Annotated in this window: 14 protein-coding genes; 4 read left to right on the top strand and 10 right to left on the bottom strand. The window is 57.9% G+C overall.

Annotated features, from left to right (window positions below; translation table 11 throughout):
* The first annotated feature begins 2 nt into the window (after positions 1–2).
* Positions 3–3,227 carry a carbamoyl-phosphate synthase large subunit gene (carB, locus tag BBB56_RS00710; RefSeq protein ID WP_123798031.1) on the top strand — a complete coding sequence of 1,075 codons (3,225 nt, stop codon included), beginning with the start codon at positions 3–5 and terminating at the stop codon, positions 3,225–3,227.
* A gap of 238 nt (positions 3,228–3,465) precedes the next feature.
* Positions 3,466–4,605 (top strand): porin, encoded by a 1,140-nt coding sequence (locus BBB56_RS00705; RefSeq protein ID WP_123798030.1) that lies wholly within the window; start codon positions 3,466–3,468, stop codon positions 4,603–4,605.
* Positions 4,606–4,645: 40 nt separating this feature from the next.
* On the opposite strand, the gene BBB56_RS00700 is transcribed toward BBB56_RS00705, so the two are convergent.
* Complete coding sequence (locus BBB56_RS00700) at positions 4,646–5,023, bottom strand: DUF805 domain-containing protein (RefSeq protein WP_123798029.1); 378 nt, start codon at positions 5,021–5,023, stop codon at positions 4,646–4,648.
* Positions 5,024–5,281: 258 nt separating this feature from the next.
* On the opposite strand from BBB56_RS00700, the gene folA reads away from it, so the two are divergent.
* Positions 5,282–5,761: a type 3 dihydrofolate reductase gene (gene folA / locus BBB56_RS00695; RefSeq protein WP_123798028.1), complete on the top strand. Its 480-nt coding sequence runs from the start codon at positions 5,282–5,284 to the stop codon at positions 5,759–5,761.
* Between the two features lie 220 nt (positions 5,762–5,981).
* Here folA and apaH read toward each other — a convergent pair whose 3' ends face one another.
* Genes apaH through lptD form a run of 6 tightly spaced genes read right to left on the bottom strand, consistent with a single transcriptional unit; the run spans position 5,982 to position 12,816 of the window.
* Complete coding sequence (gene apaH / locus BBB56_RS00690) at positions 5,982–6,836, bottom strand: bis(5'-nucleosyl)-tetraphosphatase (symmetrical) ApaH (RefSeq protein WP_123798027.1); 855 nt, start codon at positions 6,834–6,836, stop codon at positions 5,982–5,984.
* A gap of 58 nt (positions 6,837–6,894) precedes the next feature.
* Entirely contained in the window at positions 6,895–7,272 is a 378-nt protein-coding gene (gene apaG / locus BBB56_RS00685) for a Co2+/Mg2+ efflux facilitator ApaG/CorD (RefSeq protein WP_123798026.1), read from the bottom strand.
* A 3-nt stretch (positions 7,273–7,275) separates the two neighbouring features.
* A complete protein-coding gene (gene rsmA, locus BBB56_RS00680; RefSeq protein ID WP_123798025.1) occupies positions 7,276–8,097 on the bottom strand; it encodes a 16S rRNA (adenine(1518)-N(6)/adenine(1519)-N(6))-dimethyltransferase RsmA in 822 nt (273 codons plus the stop codon).
* Positions 8,090–9,082, bottom strand: coding sequence for a 4-hydroxythreonine-4-phosphate dehydrogenase PdxA (gene pdxA, locus BBB56_RS00675; RefSeq protein WP_123798024.1), 993 nt, complete (start codon positions 9,080–9,082; stop codon positions 8,090–8,092). The genes rsmA and pdxA overlap by 8 nt, the downstream gene beginning before the upstream one ends.
* On the bottom strand, positions 9,072–10,367 hold the full coding sequence (gene surA / locus BBB56_RS00670) for a peptidylprolyl isomerase SurA (RefSeq protein ID WP_123798023.1): 1,296 nt from the start codon (positions 10,365–10,367) through the stop codon (positions 9,072–9,074). The genes pdxA and surA overlap by 11 nt, the downstream gene beginning before the upstream one ends.
* 55 nt (positions 10,368–10,422) lie before the next feature.
* Positions 10,423–12,816 carry an LPS assembly protein LptD gene (lptD, locus tag BBB56_RS00665; protein WP_233592963.1) on the bottom strand — a complete coding sequence of 798 codons (2,394 nt, stop codon included), beginning with the start codon at positions 12,814–12,816 and terminating at the stop codon, positions 10,423–10,425.
* Positions 12,817–12,998: 182 nt separating this feature from the next.
* Between lptD and djlA the strand changes: the two genes are divergently transcribed.
* The gene (gene djlA, locus BBB56_RS00660) at positions 12,999–13,814 is read left to right on the top strand and encodes a co-chaperone DjlA (RefSeq protein ID WP_123798021.1); all 816 of its coding nucleotides are present in this window, start codon (positions 12,999–13,001) and stop codon (positions 13,812–13,814) included.
* A 13-nt stretch (positions 13,815–13,827) separates the two neighbouring features.
* Here djlA and rluA read toward each other — a convergent pair whose 3' ends face one another.
* The 3 genes from rluA to polB form a co-directional block, all read right to left on the bottom strand.
* A complete protein-coding gene (rluA, locus tag BBB56_RS00655) occupies positions 13,828–14,478 on the bottom strand; it encodes a bifunctional tRNA pseudouridine(32) synthase/23S rRNA pseudouridine(746) synthase RluA (protein WP_370661846.1) in 651 nt (216 codons plus the stop codon).
* A 52-nt stretch (positions 14,479–14,530) separates the two neighbouring features.
* On the bottom strand, positions 14,531–17,437 hold the full coding sequence (rapA, locus tag BBB56_RS00650; RefSeq protein ID WP_123798019.1) for an RNA polymerase-associated protein RapA: 2,907 nt from the start codon (positions 17,435–17,437) through the stop codon (positions 14,531–14,533).
* Between the two features lie 156 nt (positions 17,438–17,593).
* Positions 17,594–19,954: a DNA polymerase II gene (gene polB / locus BBB56_RS00645; RefSeq protein ID WP_123798018.1), complete on the bottom strand. Its 2,361-nt coding sequence runs from the start codon at positions 19,952–19,954 to the stop codon at positions 17,594–17,596.
* Positions 19,955–20,065: the final 111 nt, after the last annotated feature.

The following is a 20,065-nucleotide window of genomic DNA, read 5'->3' as shown; positions in this document are numbered from 1 at the left end:
AAATGCCAAAACGTACCGACATAAAATCCATCCTGATCCTTGGCGCCGGCCCGATTGTTATCGGCCAGGCCTGTGAATTTGACTACTCTGGCGCGCAGGCCTGTAAGGCGCTGCGTGAAGAGGGTTACCGCGTTATCCTGGTAAACTCCAACCCGGCAACCATCATGACCGATCCGGAGATGGCGGACGCAACCTACATTGAGCCGATTCACTGGGAAGTGGTGCGCAAGATCATCGAAAAAGAGCGTCCGGACGCCGTGCTGCCGACCATGGGCGGCCAGACGGCGCTGAACTGCGCGCTGGAGCTGGAGCGTCAGGGCGTACTGGAAGAGTTTGGCGTGACCATGATTGGCGCAACGGCCGATGCCATTGATAAGGCGGAAGACCGTCAGCGCTTCGATAAAGCGATGAAGGCGATCGGTCTGGAGACCGCGCGCTCCGGCATCGCCCATACTATGGAAGAGGCGCTGAAGGTCGCGGAAGACGTGGGCTTCCCGTGCATTATCCGTCCTTCGTTCACCATGGGCGGCACCGGCGGCGGCATCGCCTACAACCGTGAAGAGTTCGAAGAGATTTGCGAACGCGGTCTGGATCTCTCGCCGACCAATGAGCTGCTGATTGACGAGTCGCTAATCGGCTGGAAAGAGTATGAGATGGAAGTGGTGCGTGACAAAAACGACAACTGCATCATTGTCTGCTCAATCGAAAACTTTGACGCGATGGGCATTCATACCGGCGACTCCATCACCGTAGCCCCGGCGCAGACCCTGACCGACAAAGAGTATCAAATCATGCGTAACGCCTCGCTGGCGGTACTGCGTGAAATCGGCGTAGAAACCGGCGGGTCTAACGTGCAGTTCTCGGTTAACCCGAAGAATGGCCGTCTGATCGTGATCGAAATGAACCCGCGCGTTTCGCGCTCTTCCGCGCTGGCATCCAAGGCGACCGGCTTCCCGATCGCTAAAGTGGCGGCCAAGCTGGCGGTCGGCTTCACGCTCGACGAGCTGATGAACGACATTACCGGCGGCCTGACCCCGGCGTCGTTTGAGCCATCTATCGACTACGTCGTCACTAAAATCCCACGCTTTAACTTTGAGAAATTCGCGGGCGCGAACGACCGCCTGACGACGCAGATGAAGTCCGTCGGCGAAGTGATGGCGATTGGCCGCACCTTCCAGGAGTCGATGCACAAGGCGCTGCGCGGTCTGGAAGTCGGCGCGACCGGCTTTGATCCGAAGGTGCATCTGGACGACGCCGACGCGCTGACCCGTATCCGCCGCGAGCTGAAAGACGCCGGGGCCGAGCGTATCTGGTACATCGCTGACGCATTCCGCGCCGGTATGTCGGTGGACGGGGTATTTAACCTGACCAATATCGACCGCTGGTTCCTGGTGCAGATTGAAGAGCTGGTGCGTCTGGAAGAGCAGGTGGCGCGCGAAGGCGTCAATAGCCTGAGCCAGCCGTTCCTGCGCGCGCTGAAGCGTAAAGGCTTTGCCGATGCGCGTCTGGCGGCGCTGGCAGGCGTTTCGGAAGGCGAAATCCGCAAGCTGCGTCAGCAGTACAACCTGCATCCGGTCTATAAGCGGGTTGATACCTGCGCCGCAGAGTTCGCCACCGATACCGCCTATATGTACTCCACCTATGAAGAGGAGTGCGAGGCGAACCCGAACCAGGATCGCGACAAGATTATGGTGCTGGGCGGCGGGCCAAACCGTATCGGGCAGGGCATCGAGTTTGACTACTGCTGCGTGCACGCCGCGCTGGCGCTGCGTGAAGACGGTTTCGAAACCATTATGGTCAACTGCAACCCGGAAACCGTCTCTACCGACTATGACACCTCTGACCGTCTCTACTTCGAACCGGTGACGCTGGAAGATGTGCTGGAAATCGTGCGCATCGAACAGCCGAAAGGCGTGATTGTGCAGTACGGCGGCCAGACGCCGCTGAAGCTGGCGCGCGCGCTGGAAGCGGCCGGCGTGCCGGTTATCGGCACCAGCCCGGACGCGATTGACCGCGCGGAAGACCGCGAGCGCTTCCAGCAGGCGGTAGAGCGTCTCAATCTTAAGCAGCCGGCTAACGCTACCGTGACCACGCTGGAGCAGGCGGTTGAGAAAGCGGCCAGCATCGGCTATCCGCTGGTGGTGCGTCCTTCTTACGTGCTGGGCGGCCGCGCAATGGAGATCGTCTATGACGAGATCGACCTGAAGCGCTACTTCCAGACCGCTGTCTCTGTGTCTAACGACGCGCCGGTACTGCTGGACCGCTTCCTGGATGACGCGGTGGAAGTCGACGTTGATGCTATCTGCGACGGCGAGCGCGTACTGATTGGCGGCATCATGGAGCACATCGAGCAGGCAGGCGTGCACTCAGGCGATTCCGCCTGTTCACTGCCGGCCTACACGCTGAGCCAGGAAATTCAGAACGTGATGCGTCAGCAGGTTGAGCGCCTGGCGTTTGAACTCAATGTGCGCGGCCTGATGAACGTGCAGTTCGCCGTGAAGGACAATGAGGTCTACCTGATTGAGGTTAATCCACGCGCCGCGCGTACGGTGCCGTTCGTTTCTAAAGCGACCGGCGTGCCGCTGGCGAAGGTGGCGGCTCGCGTAATGGCAGGGAAAACCCTGGCCGAACAGGGCGTGACCAAAGAGGTGATCCCGCCGTACTACTCGGTGAAGGAAGTGGTGCTGCCGTTCAACAAATTCCAGGGCGTGGACCCGATTCTCGGCCCGGAAATGCGTTCAACCGGCGAAGTGATGGGCGTTGGCCGTACCTTTGCCGAAGCCTTCTCCAAGGCGATGCTGGGCGCGCAGAGCAATATGAAAAAGAGCGGACGCGCGCTGCTGTCAGTACGCGAGGGCGACAAGAAGCGCATCGTCGATCTGGCGGCTAAGCTGCTGAAGTTCGGCTTCGAGCTGGACGCCACGCACGGCACTGCCGTAGTGCTGGGCGAAGCGGGCATTAATCCGCGTCTGGTGAACAAGGTGCACGAAGGACGTCCGCATATTCAGGACCGCCTGAAGAATGGTGAATACACCTATATCGTTAATACCACCGCGGGCCGTCAGGCGATTGAAGATTCACGCGTCATCCGTCGCAGCGCGCTGCAATATAAAGTGCACTACGACACGACGCTGAATGGCGGCTTTGCCACTGCCATGTCGCTGAATGCCGATCCAACGGAGAAAGTCATTTCCGTTCAGGAAATGCACGCGCTCATTAACGGTTAATTTCCGCGCATAATAAAACGGCCCGCCAGGGCCGTTTTTTTTATTTTTATAAATCGTTATCAGATAATAAATAACTAAAAACGATTAAAGTTTTAATAATTTGTCTTTAGGCTTAGCGCAGAATGCTTTGGACCTGATTTCCTGCAAAAATAGCACAAAATTATAATGCGCAAGAGTGTCAGCACAGCGTAATATCTCGCCGCTTATAATTCGAGCTTAATCAGGGATTTTTATAAAAATGAAAATGCGTGCTTTCACACTGAGCGCCATTGCTGCGTTAATGGCTGCTGCGCCATTTGCCAGCCAGGCAGAAATTACTCTTCTTAAACAAGATCCGCAGGCGGGCGATCCGCTGAGCCGACTGAACTTCACCGTGGGCGGCAGTATCCGTCCGCAGTTCGAACACCAGACAGGTGTGAATGACAAATCCTATAAGCGTAATGGCTTTGACGGCGGCACCCGTTTCCGCTTCGCCGCAGATTATTATCTGTTCGATGATATTAGCTGGGCCAGCTATTACGAAGTCGGCGTCAATATTCCCGCCGTATTTGACTGGGATAATCATTATAAAGAGGGCGCTAACGACACTACGCGTCGCCAGCTCTATACCGGTCTGAAAAGCAAAACCTGGGGCGAGATCTATTTCGGCCAGCAGAACAGCGTATTTTATGACGTTGTAGGCGCGAAAACGGACATCTGGGATTACGATATGAAAGCCCAGGCGCCGGGCAACGGTATTAACGGCGACTATGACGGCTCTTACCGTTCACGCAAACAGCTGAAGTATAAAAATACCTTCGGCGCGGTCGATCTGTACGCGTCTTATCTGTTTAGCGACAACGAATACCTGCCGGGCAATGGCCTGCGCTATAAGCGCAAAGGCGGCGGCTCGCTGGGCGTGGATTACCACATCACCGACGATCTGACCTGGGGCACCGCGTGGAACTATACCCGCGCGACCATGCGTAATCCGGGCAACGAGGACAGCGGCGACTACAACCAGAATATCTACGGCACCGCGCTGAGCTGGAAGCCGGGTAACTGGACGCTCTCTGCGGGCGGCGGCTGGTATCAGAACTTCCTGCTGACCAAACGCAGCAACGTCAACGACTACTTTGCCGATGATGCCTGGGGCGTGGAGTACTTCGCCGGTTATAAATTCCCGATCAAACAGTATGGCCTGAAAGCTGTTCAGCCTTACGTCATGGGCGATCGTCTTGAGTACGTTAACGGTCGTAACTATCAGCGTATCGATAATGGTCTGGGCGTCACGCTGTTCCTCGACTACGGCTTCCGCGTCGATTACGAACACGTCTTCACCTCCAGCACCGACAATCTGGGCGACATCAACCTGGTGCGTCTGCGCTACGACTTCTGATTGTCAGAACGGCAAAACGGCTCCCTGGGGAGCCGTTTTTTTATGGTGACAGAGCGGGTTCGTCCAGCGGATCGGGACCGAAACGGTTAGGACCGACCGTGCCGCGCAGGCAGAAGTAGATCAGCAGCAGCAGCGTGCCGAAAAGCGGAATAAGCATAATCAGCAGCCACCAGCCGGAGCGATCAAGATCGTGCAGGCGACGCACGCCTACGGCGACAGAGGGGATCAGAACAGCCACGGCGTAGATCAGCGACAGCAGCCCCTGATCGCGAAAGATAACCAGCCCGAACAGCTCATCGATGGCGCTGCATGCCAGCGAAATTAGCGTGCTGAATAACAGAAACAGCCAGAAGGTTTTGCGGCGACAACGGCCTTGCACCACCGCATACATTTTTAACACTGCCAGATAGTGGCTCACTTTATTTATCCTTTTGGTAAAAAAGAGCAGAGAATCCCGTTAAGTCAAACCGCTATACGCTTTTCCCCCCCTTGTTCCAGCTAACTGATTTTATCTGGCGGCTTGCAGTGCTCCTGCGGAAAAAAGCGGTTTAAAACTCTGTACAATAACAAAAATACGGTGGCAAAAAAGCTTTACGTAATAACACACATCCCCCTATCGACGAAAGTTTCGCCTTTACGTATGATGGCGCCAATTTTTTACTATGAGTCTTTTAACATGATTAGTCTGATCGCGGCATTAGCAGCGGATCGCGTCATTGGTATGGAAGGTGCCATGCCGTGGAACCTGCCTGCGGATTTGGCGTGGTTTAAACGTAACACTTTAAATAAGCCGGTAATTATGGGGCGTCTGACCTTTGAATCTATTGGTCGCCCGCTGCCCGGCCGTCTCAATATTGTGGTCAGCCGACAGCCAGGCTCGGCGGAAGGCGTGACCTGGGTGACGTCGCTGGATGACGCCCTTAAAGCGGCCGGAGACGCGCCAGAGATTATGGTGATTGGCGGCGGACGCATTTATGAGCAGATGTTGCCGCGCGCCGACCGTCTCTACCTCACCCATATCGACGCCGAAGTAGAAGGGGATACGCAGTTCCCGGACTATGAGCCGGACGAATGGCAATCGACCTTTAGCGAATTCCACGATGCTGACGAGCAGAACTCGCACAGCTACTGCTTCGAAATTCTGGAGCGTCGCTAACCGGCACTACTGAAAAAGCCTTGTCCAGGGACAAGGCTTTTTTACAGGGGGACGCAGGGAAAATTTGCCCCGACGGTCAGAGCGCGAAACGGCGCTGATGTTCCTCTTACTCTTCCGGGACGCAGAGGCTGCGTTCATCGATACGGCGCTTTCGCCCGCCGGCCTTCTCTGTATTCTGTTACGCCTTGTCTGCGACAAGGCGTTTTCTTTGGCGCGACGATCAGGCCGACTGCTGCGGCGAAATGCTGTCGGTGGCTGACGGCTGACGATTGGACGCCTGAGTATAGTAGCGCTGACTCTCCCAGTGCAGCAGCGTCAGCACGCCACCCCAGCAGCAGCCGGTATCCAGTCCAATCACGCCGCGCGGCGTACCTTTACCCTCCAGCGACGCCCAGTGGCCAAACACCTGGGTATAGTCTGCGGAAAGCTTGCCAGGAATTGCAAACCAGGGCTTGAGCGGCGGCGGCGCCGAGTCCGGCGTCTCTTTGCAGATCATATCAAGCTGTCCGTTAGGAAAGCAGAAACGCATCCGCGTTAACGCGTTAGCGGAAAAGCGCAAGCGCGCCAGGCCGCCCAGTTCCGGCGTCCAGTTGTTGGGCATATCGCCGTACATGGCATCCAGAAACAGCGGGTAGCTGTCGCTGGCGAGCACGGCTTCCAGTTCGCGCGCGCAGGCTTTGGCCGTTTCCAGATCCCACTGCGGCGTAATACCGGCGTGCGCCATAACCAGCTTTTTCTCTTCATCGACCTGCAACAGCGGCTGGCGGCGCAGCCAGTTAATTAGCTCATCGGCGTCGTCCGCTTCCAGTAGCGGTGTCAGACGATCCTTGGGCTTATTGCGGCTGATGCCGGCAAACACCGCCAGCAGATGCAAATCGTGATTCCCCAGCACGAGGCGTACGCTCTCGCCCAGTGATTTGACGTAGCGCAGAACCTCAAGCGAGCCGGGACCGCGCGCGACCAGATCGCCGGTCAGCCACAGCGTATCCCGCTCTGGCGTGAAGTCCACTTGTTTTAGCAGGGCGCGCAGCTCATCGTAACAGCCGTGGACGTCGCCAATCAGGTATGTGCTCATAGAGAATCATCCACAATAAAAAGCCTCGCCCGGCAGAGCCGGGCGAAGAATAAAAAGATTAGTGTATATGCGTTTCTATCGCGAGGCGGAACACCGGGATGTCGATTTGGAAGCTCTCTCCCTCTTCATCCTGCATCAGATAGTGTCCCTGCATGGTGCCCATCGGCGTTTCGATAATCGCGCCGCTGGTGTATTGAAATTCACTGCCCGGCGCAATCACCGGCTGCTCGCCAACCACACCTTCACCCTGCACTTCGGTTTCACGTCCGTTGCCATTGGTGATCAGCCAGTAACGTCCCAGCAGCTGCACAGCGTTACGGCCCAGATTGCGGATGGTAATGGTATAGGCAAAGACATAGCGCTCTTCCTCAGGCGAGGACTGCGAAGCGATATAAAGACTTTGTACCTGAATAGACATCCGGGCCGATTCACTCATGCATTACTCCCGCGGTTCACTTTGATGTGTCGCCAGCCAGTTGGCCAACTGACAGTATTGCGCCACCGTCACGTTTTCTGCGCGTAGTCCCGCATCGATGCCCAGCGCATCCAGCGCGCCAGCGTCAAACAGGTAGCCGAGGCTGTTGCGCAGCGTTTTGCGGCGCTGACCAAAGGCTTCGGTGGTAATGCGGCTGAGAACGCGCACATCGCTCACCGGGTAGGGCGGCTCCGCAAAGGGCACCAGGCGCACTACTGCCGAATCGACCTTAGGCGGCGGCGTAAAGGAGTGCGGTGGCACTTCAAGCACCGGGATCACCTGGCAGTAGTACTGCGCCATCACGCTGAGGCGGCCATAGGCTTTGCTGCCCGGGCCGGCAACGAGGCGGTTGACCACCTCTTTTTGCAGCATGAAGTGCATATCTTTAATCGAACCAGTATAGCTGAAAAGGTGGAACATCAGCGGGGTCGAAATATTGTACGGCAGGTTGCCAAATACGCGCAGCGGCTGGCCTTTTTCCTGCGCCAGCGCGGCGAAATCAAATGTCATCGCATCCTGCTGAAAGATCGTCAGCTTAGGACCGAGAAAAGGATGCGTCTGCAAACGCGCAGCCAGATCGCGGTCCAGCTCAACCACCGTCAGGGCGTCGAGGCGTTCGCCAACCGGTTCGGTCAGCGCGCCGAGGCCCGGACCAATCTCGACCAGCGCTTCGCTGCGCTGCGGATGAATGGCGGAGACAATGCTGTCGATAATGTACTGATCGTTCAGGAAGTTCTGCCCGAAACGTTTACGGGCGTAGTGCCCCTGATGGACGCGATTATTCATTACTGCTCTTGATCATAGTGATGGCGAGGTTAAGCGCCGTAATAAAGCTGCCCGGCTCCGCCTGACCCAGACCGGCCAGTTCCAGCGCGGTGCCGTGGTCAACAGAGGTACGGATAAAGGGCAGGCCAAGCGTGATATTGACCGCGCGACCAAATCCCTGAAATTTTAGCACCGGTAAACCCTGATCGTGATACATCGCCAGCACCGCATCAGCGTGCTGCAAATATTTCGGCTGAAACAGGGTATCGGCAGGAAGCGGGCCGGTTAGCTGAATGCCCTGAGCGCGCAGAGAGTCCAGCGCCGGAATCAGGGTATCAATCTCTTCGCGCCCCATATGGCCGCTCTCACCCGCGTGGGGGTTGAGTCCGCATACAAAGATATGCGGCTGCGGGATAGCGAATTTCTGCTGCAAATCGCGATGCAGGATAGTGATAACTTCCCGCAGGCTGGCGTGAGTGATAGCCGCAGAGACATCTTTCAGCGGCAAATGCGTGGTCGCCAGCGCCACGCGCAGCTCTTCGGTCGCCAGCATCATAACAACGCGATGGCCGCCCGCGCGATCGGCAAAGAACTCTGTGTGGCCGGTAAAGGGGATACCGGCATCATTGATCACGCCTTTATGCACCGGGCCGGTGACAAGCGCGGCAAACTCACCGCTAAGGCAGCCGTCGCAGGCGCGCGCAAGCGTCGCCAGCACGTAGGGGCTGTTAGCCGGCTGGAGTTCGCCTGGCGTAACCGGCTGCGCCGTATCAATCGGCAGGATGGTCAGGGTTCCCGCCTGCTGCGGCTGCGCCGCCGCGTCGGGTTGATAGTCGCGCAGCGTCAGCGGCAGGCCGAGCTGCGCCGCGCGATCGCGCAGCAGCTGCGGCGACGCGCAGACAACCAGTTCAACTGGCCAGCTCTGCTGGGCCAGTTGAATGGTCAGATCGGGACCAATGCCGGCGGGTTCGCCGGGCGTAATCACTACGCGGAAGTTACTGGGCATGGCCGTCCAGAATCTTCACATAGGCGCTGGCGCGCTGTTCCTGCATCCAGGTTTGCGCTTCTTCAGCGAATTTACGGTTAAACAGCAGGCGGTAGGCGCGCTCTTTTTGCGCCGCGTCGGTCTTGTCGACCTGACGGGTGTCCAGCAGCTGAATCAGGTGCCAGCCGAAAGAGGAGTGAACCGGCTGGCTGGTCTGGCCTTTTTGCAGCTGTAACAGCGCGTCGCGGAAGGCCGGATCGAACGCTTCCGGCGAGGACCAGCCCAGATCGCCGCCCTGGTTAGCCGAGCCCGGATCGTCAGAGAACTGTTTTGCCGCCGCTGCGAAAGTGGTTTTACCGCTGCGGATGTCGGCGGCGATCTGCTCCAGCTTCGCGCGCGCCTGATCTTCAGTAAGAATCGGTGACGGCTTCAGCAGGATGTGGCGCGCATGGACCTCGGTAACGGAGATGCTTTTGCTCTCGCCGCGCAGATCGTTCACTTTCAGGATATGGAAGCCGACGCCGGAACGCACCGGACCAACGATGTCGCCTTTTTTCGCGGTAGAGAGCGCCTGAGCGAACAGGGTAGGCAGCTCTTCGATTTTGCCCCAGCCCATGTTGCCGCCCTTCAGCGCCTGCGGATCGGCGGAGTAGGTCACCGCCAGCTTGCCAAAGTCTGCGCCGCCCTTCAGCTCGCCGACCAGCTGTTTAGCCAGCGCTTCCTGATCGTCAACCTGCTGCTGCGACGGGTTTTCCGGCAGCGGCAGCAGAATCTGGCTGACGTTCAGTTCGGTGCCCTGGGTATTTTGCGCGCCAACCTGGGCCGCCAGCGTATCGACTTCCTGCGGCAGAATGGTAACGCGGCGACGCACTTCGTTATTACGCACTTCGGCGATCAGCATCTCTTTGCGGATCTGCGCGCGATAATCGCTGTAGTTGACGCCGTCATAGGCCAGGCGGCTGCGCAGCTGATCGAGGCTCATGCGGTTTTGCGCGGCAATATTGCCGATAGCCTGATCGAGCTGCTGATCGTTAATCTGCAATCCTGCTTTTTCGCCCATTTGCAGGATGATGTTATCCATAATTTGACGTTCGAGGATCTGGTGGCGCAACGTGTTGTCGTCAGGCAACTGCTGACCCGCCTGTTGCGCCTGTGCTTTAACGGTGCGCAGCATATTGTCTACGTCACTTTCCAGAACGACGCCGTTGTTAACAACGGCAGCGACTTTATCAACCACTTGTGGTGCTGCGAACGCGGTGTTGGCAGCCATCGCCACACCCAGAATCAGCATTCTCCAGTTCTTCATACTTTTTCCATTATTGTTTCCGCAGTGCGGGAATTACCAGTCAACCATCACAACATCAGAAAGCGCGCTGATAAGGGATAATGCCCTGACGCAGCATCTGATCGGTGCCTAAGCCATAACCGGAGCTTAAACCGCGTAGCTCAATGTTGAATGAGATTTGGTTGTCGTACTTACTGTCAAACCGCGTACCGTTGCTTTCCCAGCCGTTGATTTTACGCTCATAGCCGACGCGAATGGCGTAACAGCACGAGCTGTATTGCAGACCAACCAGTTGCGAAGCCGGTTTGCTGTTGCGCGTATCGTAATAGTACGCGCCCACGACGGACCAGGCGTCTGCAATTGGCCAGCTGGCCGTCGCGCCTACCTGCGAAATTCCTTTTTCATAGATTCGCCGGTAGTTCGGATTGTTGAGCAGGGAAGAGCCTTCCAGCGCCGACGCTACATACTCCGGGCTGCTGTAGCGGTAGCTCAACTGCACGACGCGGTCGGCGTCACGACGGTATTCCACGACGGCATTGCCCTGAGAGACGTTATCGAGGCGGGTGTCATACTGCAAACCGCCGCGTACGCCCCAACGATCGCTAACTTTCCAGTAAGTGTCGCCAGCCCAAATCAGGCTACCGGTGTCATCTTCTTCACTCGTCTGATTCACGCCAGTGCGTGAAGGGGTAAACGAGTAGATTTGACCCACGGAAACATTAAAACGTTCAACCAGATCCTGATCATAAATACGCGAGGTTACGCCCGTGGCCACTTCGTTAGCCGAGGCGATACGATCCAGGCCGCTATAGGTACGGTCGCGGAACAGGCCAGTATAGTCGGTCTGCAACAGGGTCGAGTCGTATGGATAGATGTCGCTCTGGTTGCGATAGGGAATATAAAGATACTGAACGCGCGGTTCGAGCGTCTGAGTATAGCCTTCAGCCCAGTTCATATCGCGGTCGAAGACCAGGCGGCCATCTACCTTGAACTGCGGCATGGTGCGGTTGACGGACTCTTTCAGCTGGTTAGTGCGCGCGGTATCAACCGTATTGTTGTAATAGCTTACGTCGTCTTGCTGATAGTGCGTCGCCAGAAACTTGGCTTCGGTATCCAGGCTGGCCCAGCCGTTTGACAGCGGCAGATCGAGCGTCGGCTCAATATGCAGACGCGTCGCTTCGGGATAGTTATCGTTGACGTTAGTGAACTTCACCGCCTGCGCGTAGATACGGCCATCGAACGGTCCCATATCATTCTGGTAGTAATTCAAATCCAGCTGCGGCTGCGCACGGTAGAGATTGCGGTTGCTGGTATCGCCGAATACCTGGAAGTCTCTGCTGGAGAGCGTCGCGTCCCAGTTCGACTCAGCATAGCCGAGACTGAACTTCTGCGTCGCGTAGCCGTCAGTCGAGCTGTAGTATTTCGAGTCGAGGTCGTTAAAGTAGTAAGGATCGCTGACCTTGGTGTAGTTGGCGTTAAAGCGCCAGTGCTGGTCATAGACGCCAGCGTGCTGCCAGTAGAAGAGCCAGCGGTCATTGCTTTTATCCTCAGCGATACCGCGCGCCGATTTGTCTTTATCGTACTGGTCATCCGACGGCAGGTAGTCGAACTCCATCAGACCCGCGCCGAACTGCGTCAGATAGCGAAATTCATTCTCCAGCTGCATGCCGCGTTTCGACATATAGTGCGGCGTGATAGTGGCGTCCGCCTGCGGCGCGATGTTCCAGTAATAAGGCAGAATAAATTCAAACCCTTTACTGCTGCCATATTTCGCATTCGGGATCAGGAAGCCGGAGCGACGACGGTCGCCAATCGGCAGCTGCAAATAGGGACTATAGAAAATCGGCACCGCGCCCAGTTTAAAGCGCGCATTCCAGATTTCCGCCACCTCTTCCTGACGATCCTGAATAACCTCTGAACCCACGACGCTCCAGCTGTTATAGCCGGGCAGACAGGAGGTAAAGGTGCCGTTTTCCAGAATGGTGTAGCGATTGTCGTCACGCTGCTTCATCAGGTCGGCGTCGCCGCGTCCCTGGCGTCCCACCATCTGGTAGTTACCGCTCCAGACGTTGGTATCTTTGGTGTTGAGATTGGACCAGGCTTTCGGGCCTTTAAGGATCACCTGATTGTCGTCATACTGCACATTGCCCAGCGCATCGACGGTGCGGACCGGCGTGGTTTGCCCCTCTTGCTGGCGCTGATGCAGCTGCATCTCATCTGATTGCAGTCGGCTATTGCCCTGCTGAACGTCTACGTTCCCGGTGAAGACCGCATCGTCCGGATAATTTCCCTTCGCCGAGTCGGAGTGGATAGTAACCGGCAGCTGGTTCGTCTGCCCCGTTACCAGCGGACGATTAAAGGCTGGTACGCCCAGCATACACTGCGACATGAGATCGTCGGCCAGAGCAGACTGACTGGAGATCGCTGCGCCAATCATGGTGGCCAGCAGAGTAGGTATACGTTTCTTCATACGCGGTATCGAGAATTCCATGAAAACTGGCATCATGCCGACAATCGGGTCAGAGACTAACGTACTGCCCGGCGTTGCGCCAGTGTTAATCCTTTTCTGTCCGCGTTGCCGTTAGGCGCTGGGATAAATGAAAGGTATGATAATGCAATTTTCAGCCGCAAGCATGGCGAATTGAGGAGTTTATGCGCTACTGGGGAAAAGTTATTGGGCTGGTGCTGGGGTTACTTTCCGGCGCCGGTTTTTGGGGTATTGTGATTGGCCTGCTGATTGGCCATCTGGTTGACAAAGTTCGCAGCGCAAAAGGACAGGCCTGGTTTGCCAATAATCAAACGCGTCAGACGCTGTTCTTTCAGACGACGTTTCAGGTGATGGGCCACCTTACCAAATCAAAAGGGCGCGTCACCGAAGCGGACATTCAAATCGCTTCCCTTTTAATGGATCGCATGCAGCTTCACGGCGAGGCGCGCAGCGCCGCGCAGCGTGCATTCCGCGTAGGCAAGCAGGGCGATTACCCGTTACGCACCAAACTGCGCGAGCTGCGCAGCGCCTGCTTCGGCCGCTTTGACCTTATTCGGATGTTTCTGGAAATTCAGATCCAGGCCGCTTTTGCCGACGGCTCGCTGCACCCGAACGAGCGTCAGGTGCTGTACGTCATTGCCGAAGAGTTGGGCATCTCGCGCGTGCAGTTCGACCAGTTCCTGCGCATGATGGAGGGCGGTCAGCAGTTCGGCGGCGGGCAGGGCGCCGGCTACGGCGACGGCTATCAGCAGGCGCAGCGCGGGCCGACGCTGGAAGACGCCTGTAGCGTGCTGGGGGTGAAAAGCAGCGATGACGCCACGACGATCAAGCGCGCCTACCGCAAGCTGATGAGCGAGCATCATCCCGATAAGCTGGTGGCGAAAGGGCTGCCGCCGGAGATGATGGAGATGGCGAAGCAGAAAGCGCAGGAGATTCAGGCGGCCTACGATCTGATTCGACGCGAAAAAGGATTTAAGTAACGCGCTGGCCCGCTTAAAACTCAGCGGGCTGGCGGAACGTCATACTGTTGCCAAACGCCGGATGGGTAATGGTCAGCGACTCGGCGTGCAGCAGCAGCCGGGGGGCGCGGGCTTTCGCCTCCGGATGAGCGTAAAAGTTATCGCCTAAGATTGGATGGCCCAGCGCCAGCATATGGACACGTAGCTGGTGCGAGCGGCCGGTGATCGGCTTCAGCGCCACGCGCGCGCTGTTGTCGGGCAGATACTCTGTGACCTCATACTCCGTCTGCGCCGCCTTGCCGGTTTCAAAGCACACTTTCTGCTTCGGCCGGTTTGGCCAGTCGCAAACCAGCGGCAAATCGATCACGCCTTTTTCGGCGGGATGTCCCCACACGCGAGCCACGTAGCGCTTTGACGGCTCGCGCTCGCGGAACTGACGCTTCAGCTCACGCTCCGCCGCCTTCGTCAGCGCCACCACGATCACGCCGCTGGTGGCCATATCGAGGCGATGCACCGATTCCGCCTGAGGATAGTCGCGCTGAATACGCGTCATCACGCTGTCTTTGTGCTCTTCCAGACGACCCGGCACCGACAGGAGTCCGCTCGGCTTATTGACCACCATAATGTGCGCATCCTGATAAAGGATATGCAGCCAGGGTTCGCGCGGCGGATTATAGGGTTCCATCATTTATTCGCTTTCTGTCAAAAGTAAAAAGGGGCCTGATGGCCCCGGCAGATTACTGATGCGTGACCACAATCAGGCGCAGCGCATCCAGACGCCAGTTGGCTTCGCTCAGGCTTTCCAGCACCTGCTGGCGATTGCTCTCCAGCGCCTCAATCTCATCTTCGCGGATATTCGGGTTAACCGCCTTCAGGGCTTCCAGACGCGACAGCTCTGTGCTCAGCTTCTCATCCGCTTCGGCGCGCGCCGCCGCGATCAGGGTTTGCGCTTCCGCCACCACTTTCTCTTCGGCCTGTACCAGAATCGCGTGGACATCCTGCTGCACGGCATTGACCAGCTTACTGCCCGTGTGGCGATTCACCGCGTTAAGCTGGCGGTTAAAGCTTTCAAACTCCACCTTGCCCGCCAGGTTAGTGCCGTTGCGATCCAGCAGCATACGGATCGGCGTCGGCGGCAGGAAGCGCGTCAGTTGCAGATGTTTAGGCGCCTGCGCCTCAACCACATAGATCATCTCCACCAGCAGCGTGCCGACCGGCAGCGCCTTGTTTTTCAACAGCGACAGCGCGCAGCTGCCGGTATCGCCGGAGAGGATCAAATCCAGACCGTTGCGGATCAGCGGATGCTCCCAGGTAATGAACTGGGTATCTTCACGCGACAGCGCCTGATCGCGATTAAAGGTGATGGTGCAGCCATCTTCCGGCAGCCCCGGGAAATCCGGCACCAGCATATGATCGGAAGGGGTCAGCACGATCAGATTATCGCTGCGATCTTCCTGGTTGATGCCGACGATGTCGAACAGGTTAAGCGCGAAATTCACCAGCTCGGTGTCATTATCCTGCGCGGCAATCTCTGCCGCCAGCGCCTGGGCTGCGTCGCCGCCGTTGGAGTTCAGCTCCAGCAAGCGATCGCGCCCCTGTTCCAGCTGCGACCGCAGCGACTCGTGCTGCTTGCGGCACTCGGCGATAAATTCATCCAGCCCCTCGCTGTTTTCCGGCGCGGCAAGGAAGTTAATCAGCGGCTGATGCACGCTGTCATAGATGGTGCGGCCGGTCGGGCAGGTATGTTCAAACGCATCCAGCCCTTCGTGATACCAGCGCAGCAGCACCGCCTGAGCGGTTTTTTCCAGCCAGGGCACCATAATCTGAATATCATGCGCCTGACCGATGCGATCGAGACGGCCAATGCGCTGCTCCAGCAGATCCGGGTTAAACGGCAGATCGAACATGACCAGACGGCTGGCGAACTGGAAGTTGCGTCCTTCAGAGCCGATTTCAGAGCAGAGCAGCACCTGCGCGCCGTTCTCTTCCGAGGCGAACCAGGCCGCGGCGCGATCGCGTTCAATAATCGACAGCCCTTCGTGGAATACCGCCGCGCGGATGCCTTCGCGCTCGCGCAGCACCTGCTCCAGCTGTAGCGCGGTGGCCGCCTTGGCGCAGATCACCAGCACTTTCTCTTTACGGTTGCTGGTCAGGAAGCCGAGCAGCCACTCGACGCGCGGATCGAAATTCCACCAGGTTCCGGTATCGCCTTCAAACTCCTGATAAATCTGTTCAGGATAGAGCAGGTCGCGCGCGCGCTCTTCCGCGCTTTTACGCGCGCCCATAATGCCGGAGACCTTGATCGCCGTCTGATACTGCGCGGGCAGCGGCAGGCGGATCTGATGCAGTTCACGCTTCGGAAAACCTTTGACGCCATTGCGCGTATTGCGGAACAGCACGCGGCTGGTGCCGTGGCGATCCAGCAGCATCGCGATCAGCTCTTTACGCGCATCCTGTTTACCGTCGCGATCGCTGTTGGCAACCTGGAGCAGCGGCTCAATATCCTGTTCGCCCACCAGATCGTTGATCATATTCATCTCGTCCTGCGAGATGGCGTTGTCCGCCAGCAGGGAAGAGACCGCGTCGGCAACCGGGCGATAGTGCTGCTGTTCTTCTACAAACTGGGCGAAGTCGTGGAAACGGTTGGGATCGAGCAGGCGCAGACGGGCGAAGTGGCTCTCCATTCCCAGCTGTTCCGGGGTCGCGGTCAGCAGCAGCACGCCGGGAATCTGCTCTGCCAGCTGCTCGATAACCGCGTATTCGCGGCTCGGCTCGCCTTCGCTCCAGGCAAGGTGGTGCGCTTCATCGACCACCATCAGATCCCACTCGGCTTCCGCCAGCAGCGTAAGACGCTGCTTATTGCGACGAACGAAATCGAGCGAGCAGATAATCAGCTGTTCGGTTTCAAAGGCATTGTCGCTGTCGTGCTGCGCTTCGGTGTAGCGATCGTCGTCAAACAGCGCAAAACGTAAGTTGAAACGGCGCAGCATCTCGACCAGCCACTGATGCTGGAGCGTTTCCGGCACGATAATCAGGACGCGCTCGGCGCGTCCGGCCAGCAGCTGCTGCTGAATAATCATCCCGGCTTCGATGGTTTTACCCAGGCCGACTTCGTCCGCCAGCAGCACGCGCGGCGCATGGCGGCGGCCCACATCATGAGCGATGTGCAGCTGGTGCGGGATAAGGTTAGTGCGCATGCCACGCAGGCCGCTGACCGGCAGGCGGTATTGCGCGCTCTGATATTTACGCGCGCGATAGCGCAGGGCAAAGCGATCCATGCGGTCGAGCTGGCCCGCAAACAGGCGATCCTGCGGCTTACTAAAGACCAGCTTGCTGTCGAGCATAACTTCACGCAGCACCACATTGCTTTCATCGGTATCAAGACGCGTGCCGATATAGGTCATCAGGTCATTTTCATTGCGGACTTCATCCACGCGCATCTGCCAGCCTTCGTGGCTGGTTACCGTATCGCCCGGATTAAAGATAACGCGCGTCACCGGGGAGTCGTTACGGGCATACAGACGGTTTTCGCCTGTCGCCGGAAACAGCAGCGTAACCATGCGGGCATCCGCCGCCACTACCGTTCCCAGACCCAGTTCACTTTCCGTATCACTAATCCAGCGCTGACCTAATGTAAAAACCATATCTTTTTAGCTCGAATTTTTAATGAGTTTTTGGTGATGTTTCCCGACCTCAGGCAATACCTTTTCCCCAGACAAGGTTACGTCTGGTCAGGTTTTAAGAGCGATGAGAGAGAAGAGGGGCGCTATGGTACTGGAAGGCAGGCCGTTCGTCACCTGTCAAAAAAGCCCCAGCTGCCCTGTAATCAGTGTAGCAAAGTCGCCGTCAACGAAAGGCAAAATGCCGTCGGCCACCGGCTGTAGCTGCTTGCTGACGTAGTGATCGTAGTCGAGCGGCGTGACGCGCGCCTCCAGCGGCTCCGGCCCGGCGGTAGCGATTACGTAGCGAATCGAGCCGCCGTTCTGATACTGCAAAGGGCGGCCCAGCTTGCGATTCTGTTCATCCGCCAGGCGCGCGGCGCGCACGTGCGGCGGCACATTGCGTTCATAATCGGCCAGCGGTCGACGCAGCCGTTTTTTATACACCAGCTTGTCATCCAGCTCGCCCGCCAGCAGCTGCGCCACCGTATCGCGCACATAATCCTGCCAGGGTTCATTGCGGAAGATGCGTCCATAGAGCGCCTGCTGGAACTGCTGCGCCAGCGGCGTCCAGTCGGTGCGCACCGATTCCAGACCTTTGAACACCAGCCGCTCCTGCGCCCCATCGCGAATCAGGCCGGCGTAGCGCTTTTTGCTGCCCTGTTCAGCGCCGCGAATAGTGGGCATTAAAAAACGGCTGAAGTGATTTTCATACTCCAGCTCCAGCGCGCTGGTCAGGCCATACTGCTGTTGCAGATGCTCGCGCCACCAGTGGTTGACCCGATCCGCCAGCCGACGGCCCGTCTCCGCCGCGTCCGCTTCGCTGTAGGGCGATTTCAGCCAGACAAAGGTCGAGTCGGTATCGCCGTAAATCACGTCATAACCCTCGGCTTCAATCAGCTCGCGCGTTTGCTGCATGATGGCGTGGCCGCGCAGCGTAATAGAGGAGGCGAGACGCGGATCGAAGAAACGGCAGGCGCTGGTGCCGAGCACGCCATAGAAGGCGTTCATGATAATCTTCAGCGCCTGCGACAGCGGCTTATTGCCCTGTTTTTTGGCGGCTTCGCGTCCCTGCCAGATCTGTTCCACGATAGCGGGCAGGCAGTGGGTGTGACGTGAAAAGCGCGCCTCGCGAAAGCCCGGCACCGAATCGGCGTCGTCAGGATGCGCCAGTCCCTCTACCAGCCCGACTGGATCGATCAGGAAGGTGCGGATAATCGACGGATAGAGGCTTTTATAATCGAGCACCAGCACCGAGTCGTAGAGTCCGGGACGGGAATCCATAACGTAGCCGCCGGGACTGGCTTCAGGCGCGATCTCGCCGAGGTTAGGGGCGACAAAACCGGCGCGGTGCATGCGCGGAATATAGAGATGGCTGAACGCCGCTACCGAGCCGCCGTGGCGGTCGACCGCCAGGCCGTTGACGGCCGCCCGCTCCAGCAGGAACGGCATAATCTCGGTTTTATGAAAGATGCGCGTCACAAGCTCGCAGTCTTTCAGGTTGTACCGCGCCAGCGCGGGCTTATCGTTAGCGAAGCGCCAGTTGATCTCCTCCATGCGGTGCCAGGGATTATCAATGGCTTTGCCTTCGCCCAGCAGATGTTGCGACACTGCTTCCAGGCTAAAAGAGGGAAAGTCCCAGAAGGCGGACTTCAGCGCCTCGATGCCGTCAATAAGCAGGCGGCCCGGCGCGCTGGCGGAGAAAACGCCGGGCTTAAAGCCGTGCTCGCGCCACTCCAGCGGAGCGTTCTGACGGCCAAGACGCAGCGGAATCGCGTAGCGGTCGGCATGCTTCTGCAATACGCGCAGGTCAAACTGCACCACGTTCCAGCCGATCAACACGTCAGGATCGTGGCGGGCAAACCAGTCATTGAGCGCCTCCAGCAGCTGCGGGCGCGTATCAAAATAGATCAGGTCGAAATCAAGCGCGCTGGCGTCGCCGTTGGGCGGACCCAGCATCAGCACCTGGCGCTGGCCGCAGCCCTCAAGGCCAATGCAATAAAGCTCGCCGTGCTGGGTGGTCTCAATATCCAGCGATACCCACTTAAGCGGCGGTCGATAGTCGGCGTGCGGTTTCAGGCGCGCATTGACCAGCGTGTCGCCCTGAGGTTCGCCGCTGAACCAGACGGGGGCGGTGATAAAGCGCTCCATCAGAAAGCGCTCCGGCGGGCGAATATCCGCTTCATAAACCGGAATGCCCTGCTCGCGCAGCAGTTTTTCCAGCCGCTGTAGCTGGCGATGCTGGCGGCAGTAGAGTCCGAAAACCGGACGGCGACGAAAGTCTTTTAGCGTCAGCGACTGGAGCCGCACCTGACGCTCGTCGCGCAGCAGCGCTTCGACCTGCGGCTGATAGTCGCAGGGAATAAAGGCCACGGACTCCTGGGCGGGCAACACCAGCCGCTGCGGGCCACGGTCGGTCGCCAGCCAGAGAACGATTTCAGTGCCCTGAGGGCTGTCGCGCCAGTGGCGGGTAAGCAGGAATCCTGCGCGAGGGCTATTCACATCGGCTCCAGATGGAAAAACCATCCCAGTATAACATGGTTATTTATCCAGTGCGCGCGACGTACTTTTGTCAACATTGCCCTACAATTCTTACCTTGACGCTGTTGCGCC

It is taken from the genome of Candidatus Pantoea deserta (assembly GCF_003813865.1).
GTDB lineage: Bacteria > Pseudomonadota > Gammaproteobacteria > Enterobacterales > Enterobacteriaceae > Pantoea > Pantoea deserta.
Note: the sequence above shows the minus strand (reverse complement) of the source record. Positions and strands in the feature narration are given on the sequence as shown.

Excerpts from the sequence above, each read along its gene's own strand:
- apaG (WP_123798026.1), bottom strand. The coding sequence starts at position 7,272 with ATGAGTGAATCGGCCCGGATGTCTATTCAGGTACAAAGTCTTTATATC.
- carB (WP_123798031.1), top strand. The coding sequence starts at position 3 with ATGCCAAAACGTACCGACATAAAATCCATCCTGATCCTTGGCGCCGGC.
- folA (WP_123798028.1), top strand. The coding sequence starts at position 5,282 with ATGATTAGTCTGATCGCGGCATTAGCAGCGGATCGCGTCATTGGTATG.
- rapA (WP_123798019.1), bottom strand. The coding sequence starts at position 17,437 with ATGGTTTTTACATTAGGTCAGCGCTGGATTAGTGATACGGAAAGTGAA.
- apaH (WP_123798027.1), bottom strand. The coding sequence starts at position 6,836 with ATGAGCACATACCTGATTGGCGACGTCCACGGCTGTTACGATGAGCTG.
- surA (WP_123798023.1), bottom strand. The coding sequence starts at position 10,367 with ATGAAGAACTGGAGAATGCTGATTCTGGGTGTGGCGATGGCTGCCAAC.
- djlA (WP_123798021.1), top strand. The coding sequence starts at position 12,999 with ATGCGCTACTGGGGAAAAGTTATTGGGCTGGTGCTGGGGTTACTTTCC.
- rsmA (WP_123798025.1), bottom strand. The coding sequence starts at position 8,097 with ATGAATAATCGCGTCCATCAGGGGCACTACGCCCGTAAACGTTTCGGG.
- pdxA (WP_123798024.1), bottom strand. The coding sequence starts at position 9,082 with ATGCCCAGTAACTTCCGCGTAGTGATTACGCCCGGCGAACCCGCCGGC.
- lptD (WP_233592963.1), bottom strand. The coding sequence starts at position 12,816 with ATGAAGAAACGTATACCTACTCTGCTGGCCACCATGATTGGCGCAGCG.
- rluA (WP_370661846.1), bottom strand. The coding sequence starts at position 14,478 with ATGGAACCCTATAATCCGCCGCGCGAACCCTGGCTGCATATCCTTTAT.
- BBB56_RS00705 (WP_123798030.1), top strand. The coding sequence starts at position 3,466 with ATGAAAATGCGTGCTTTCACACTGAGCGCCATTGCTGCGTTAATGGCT.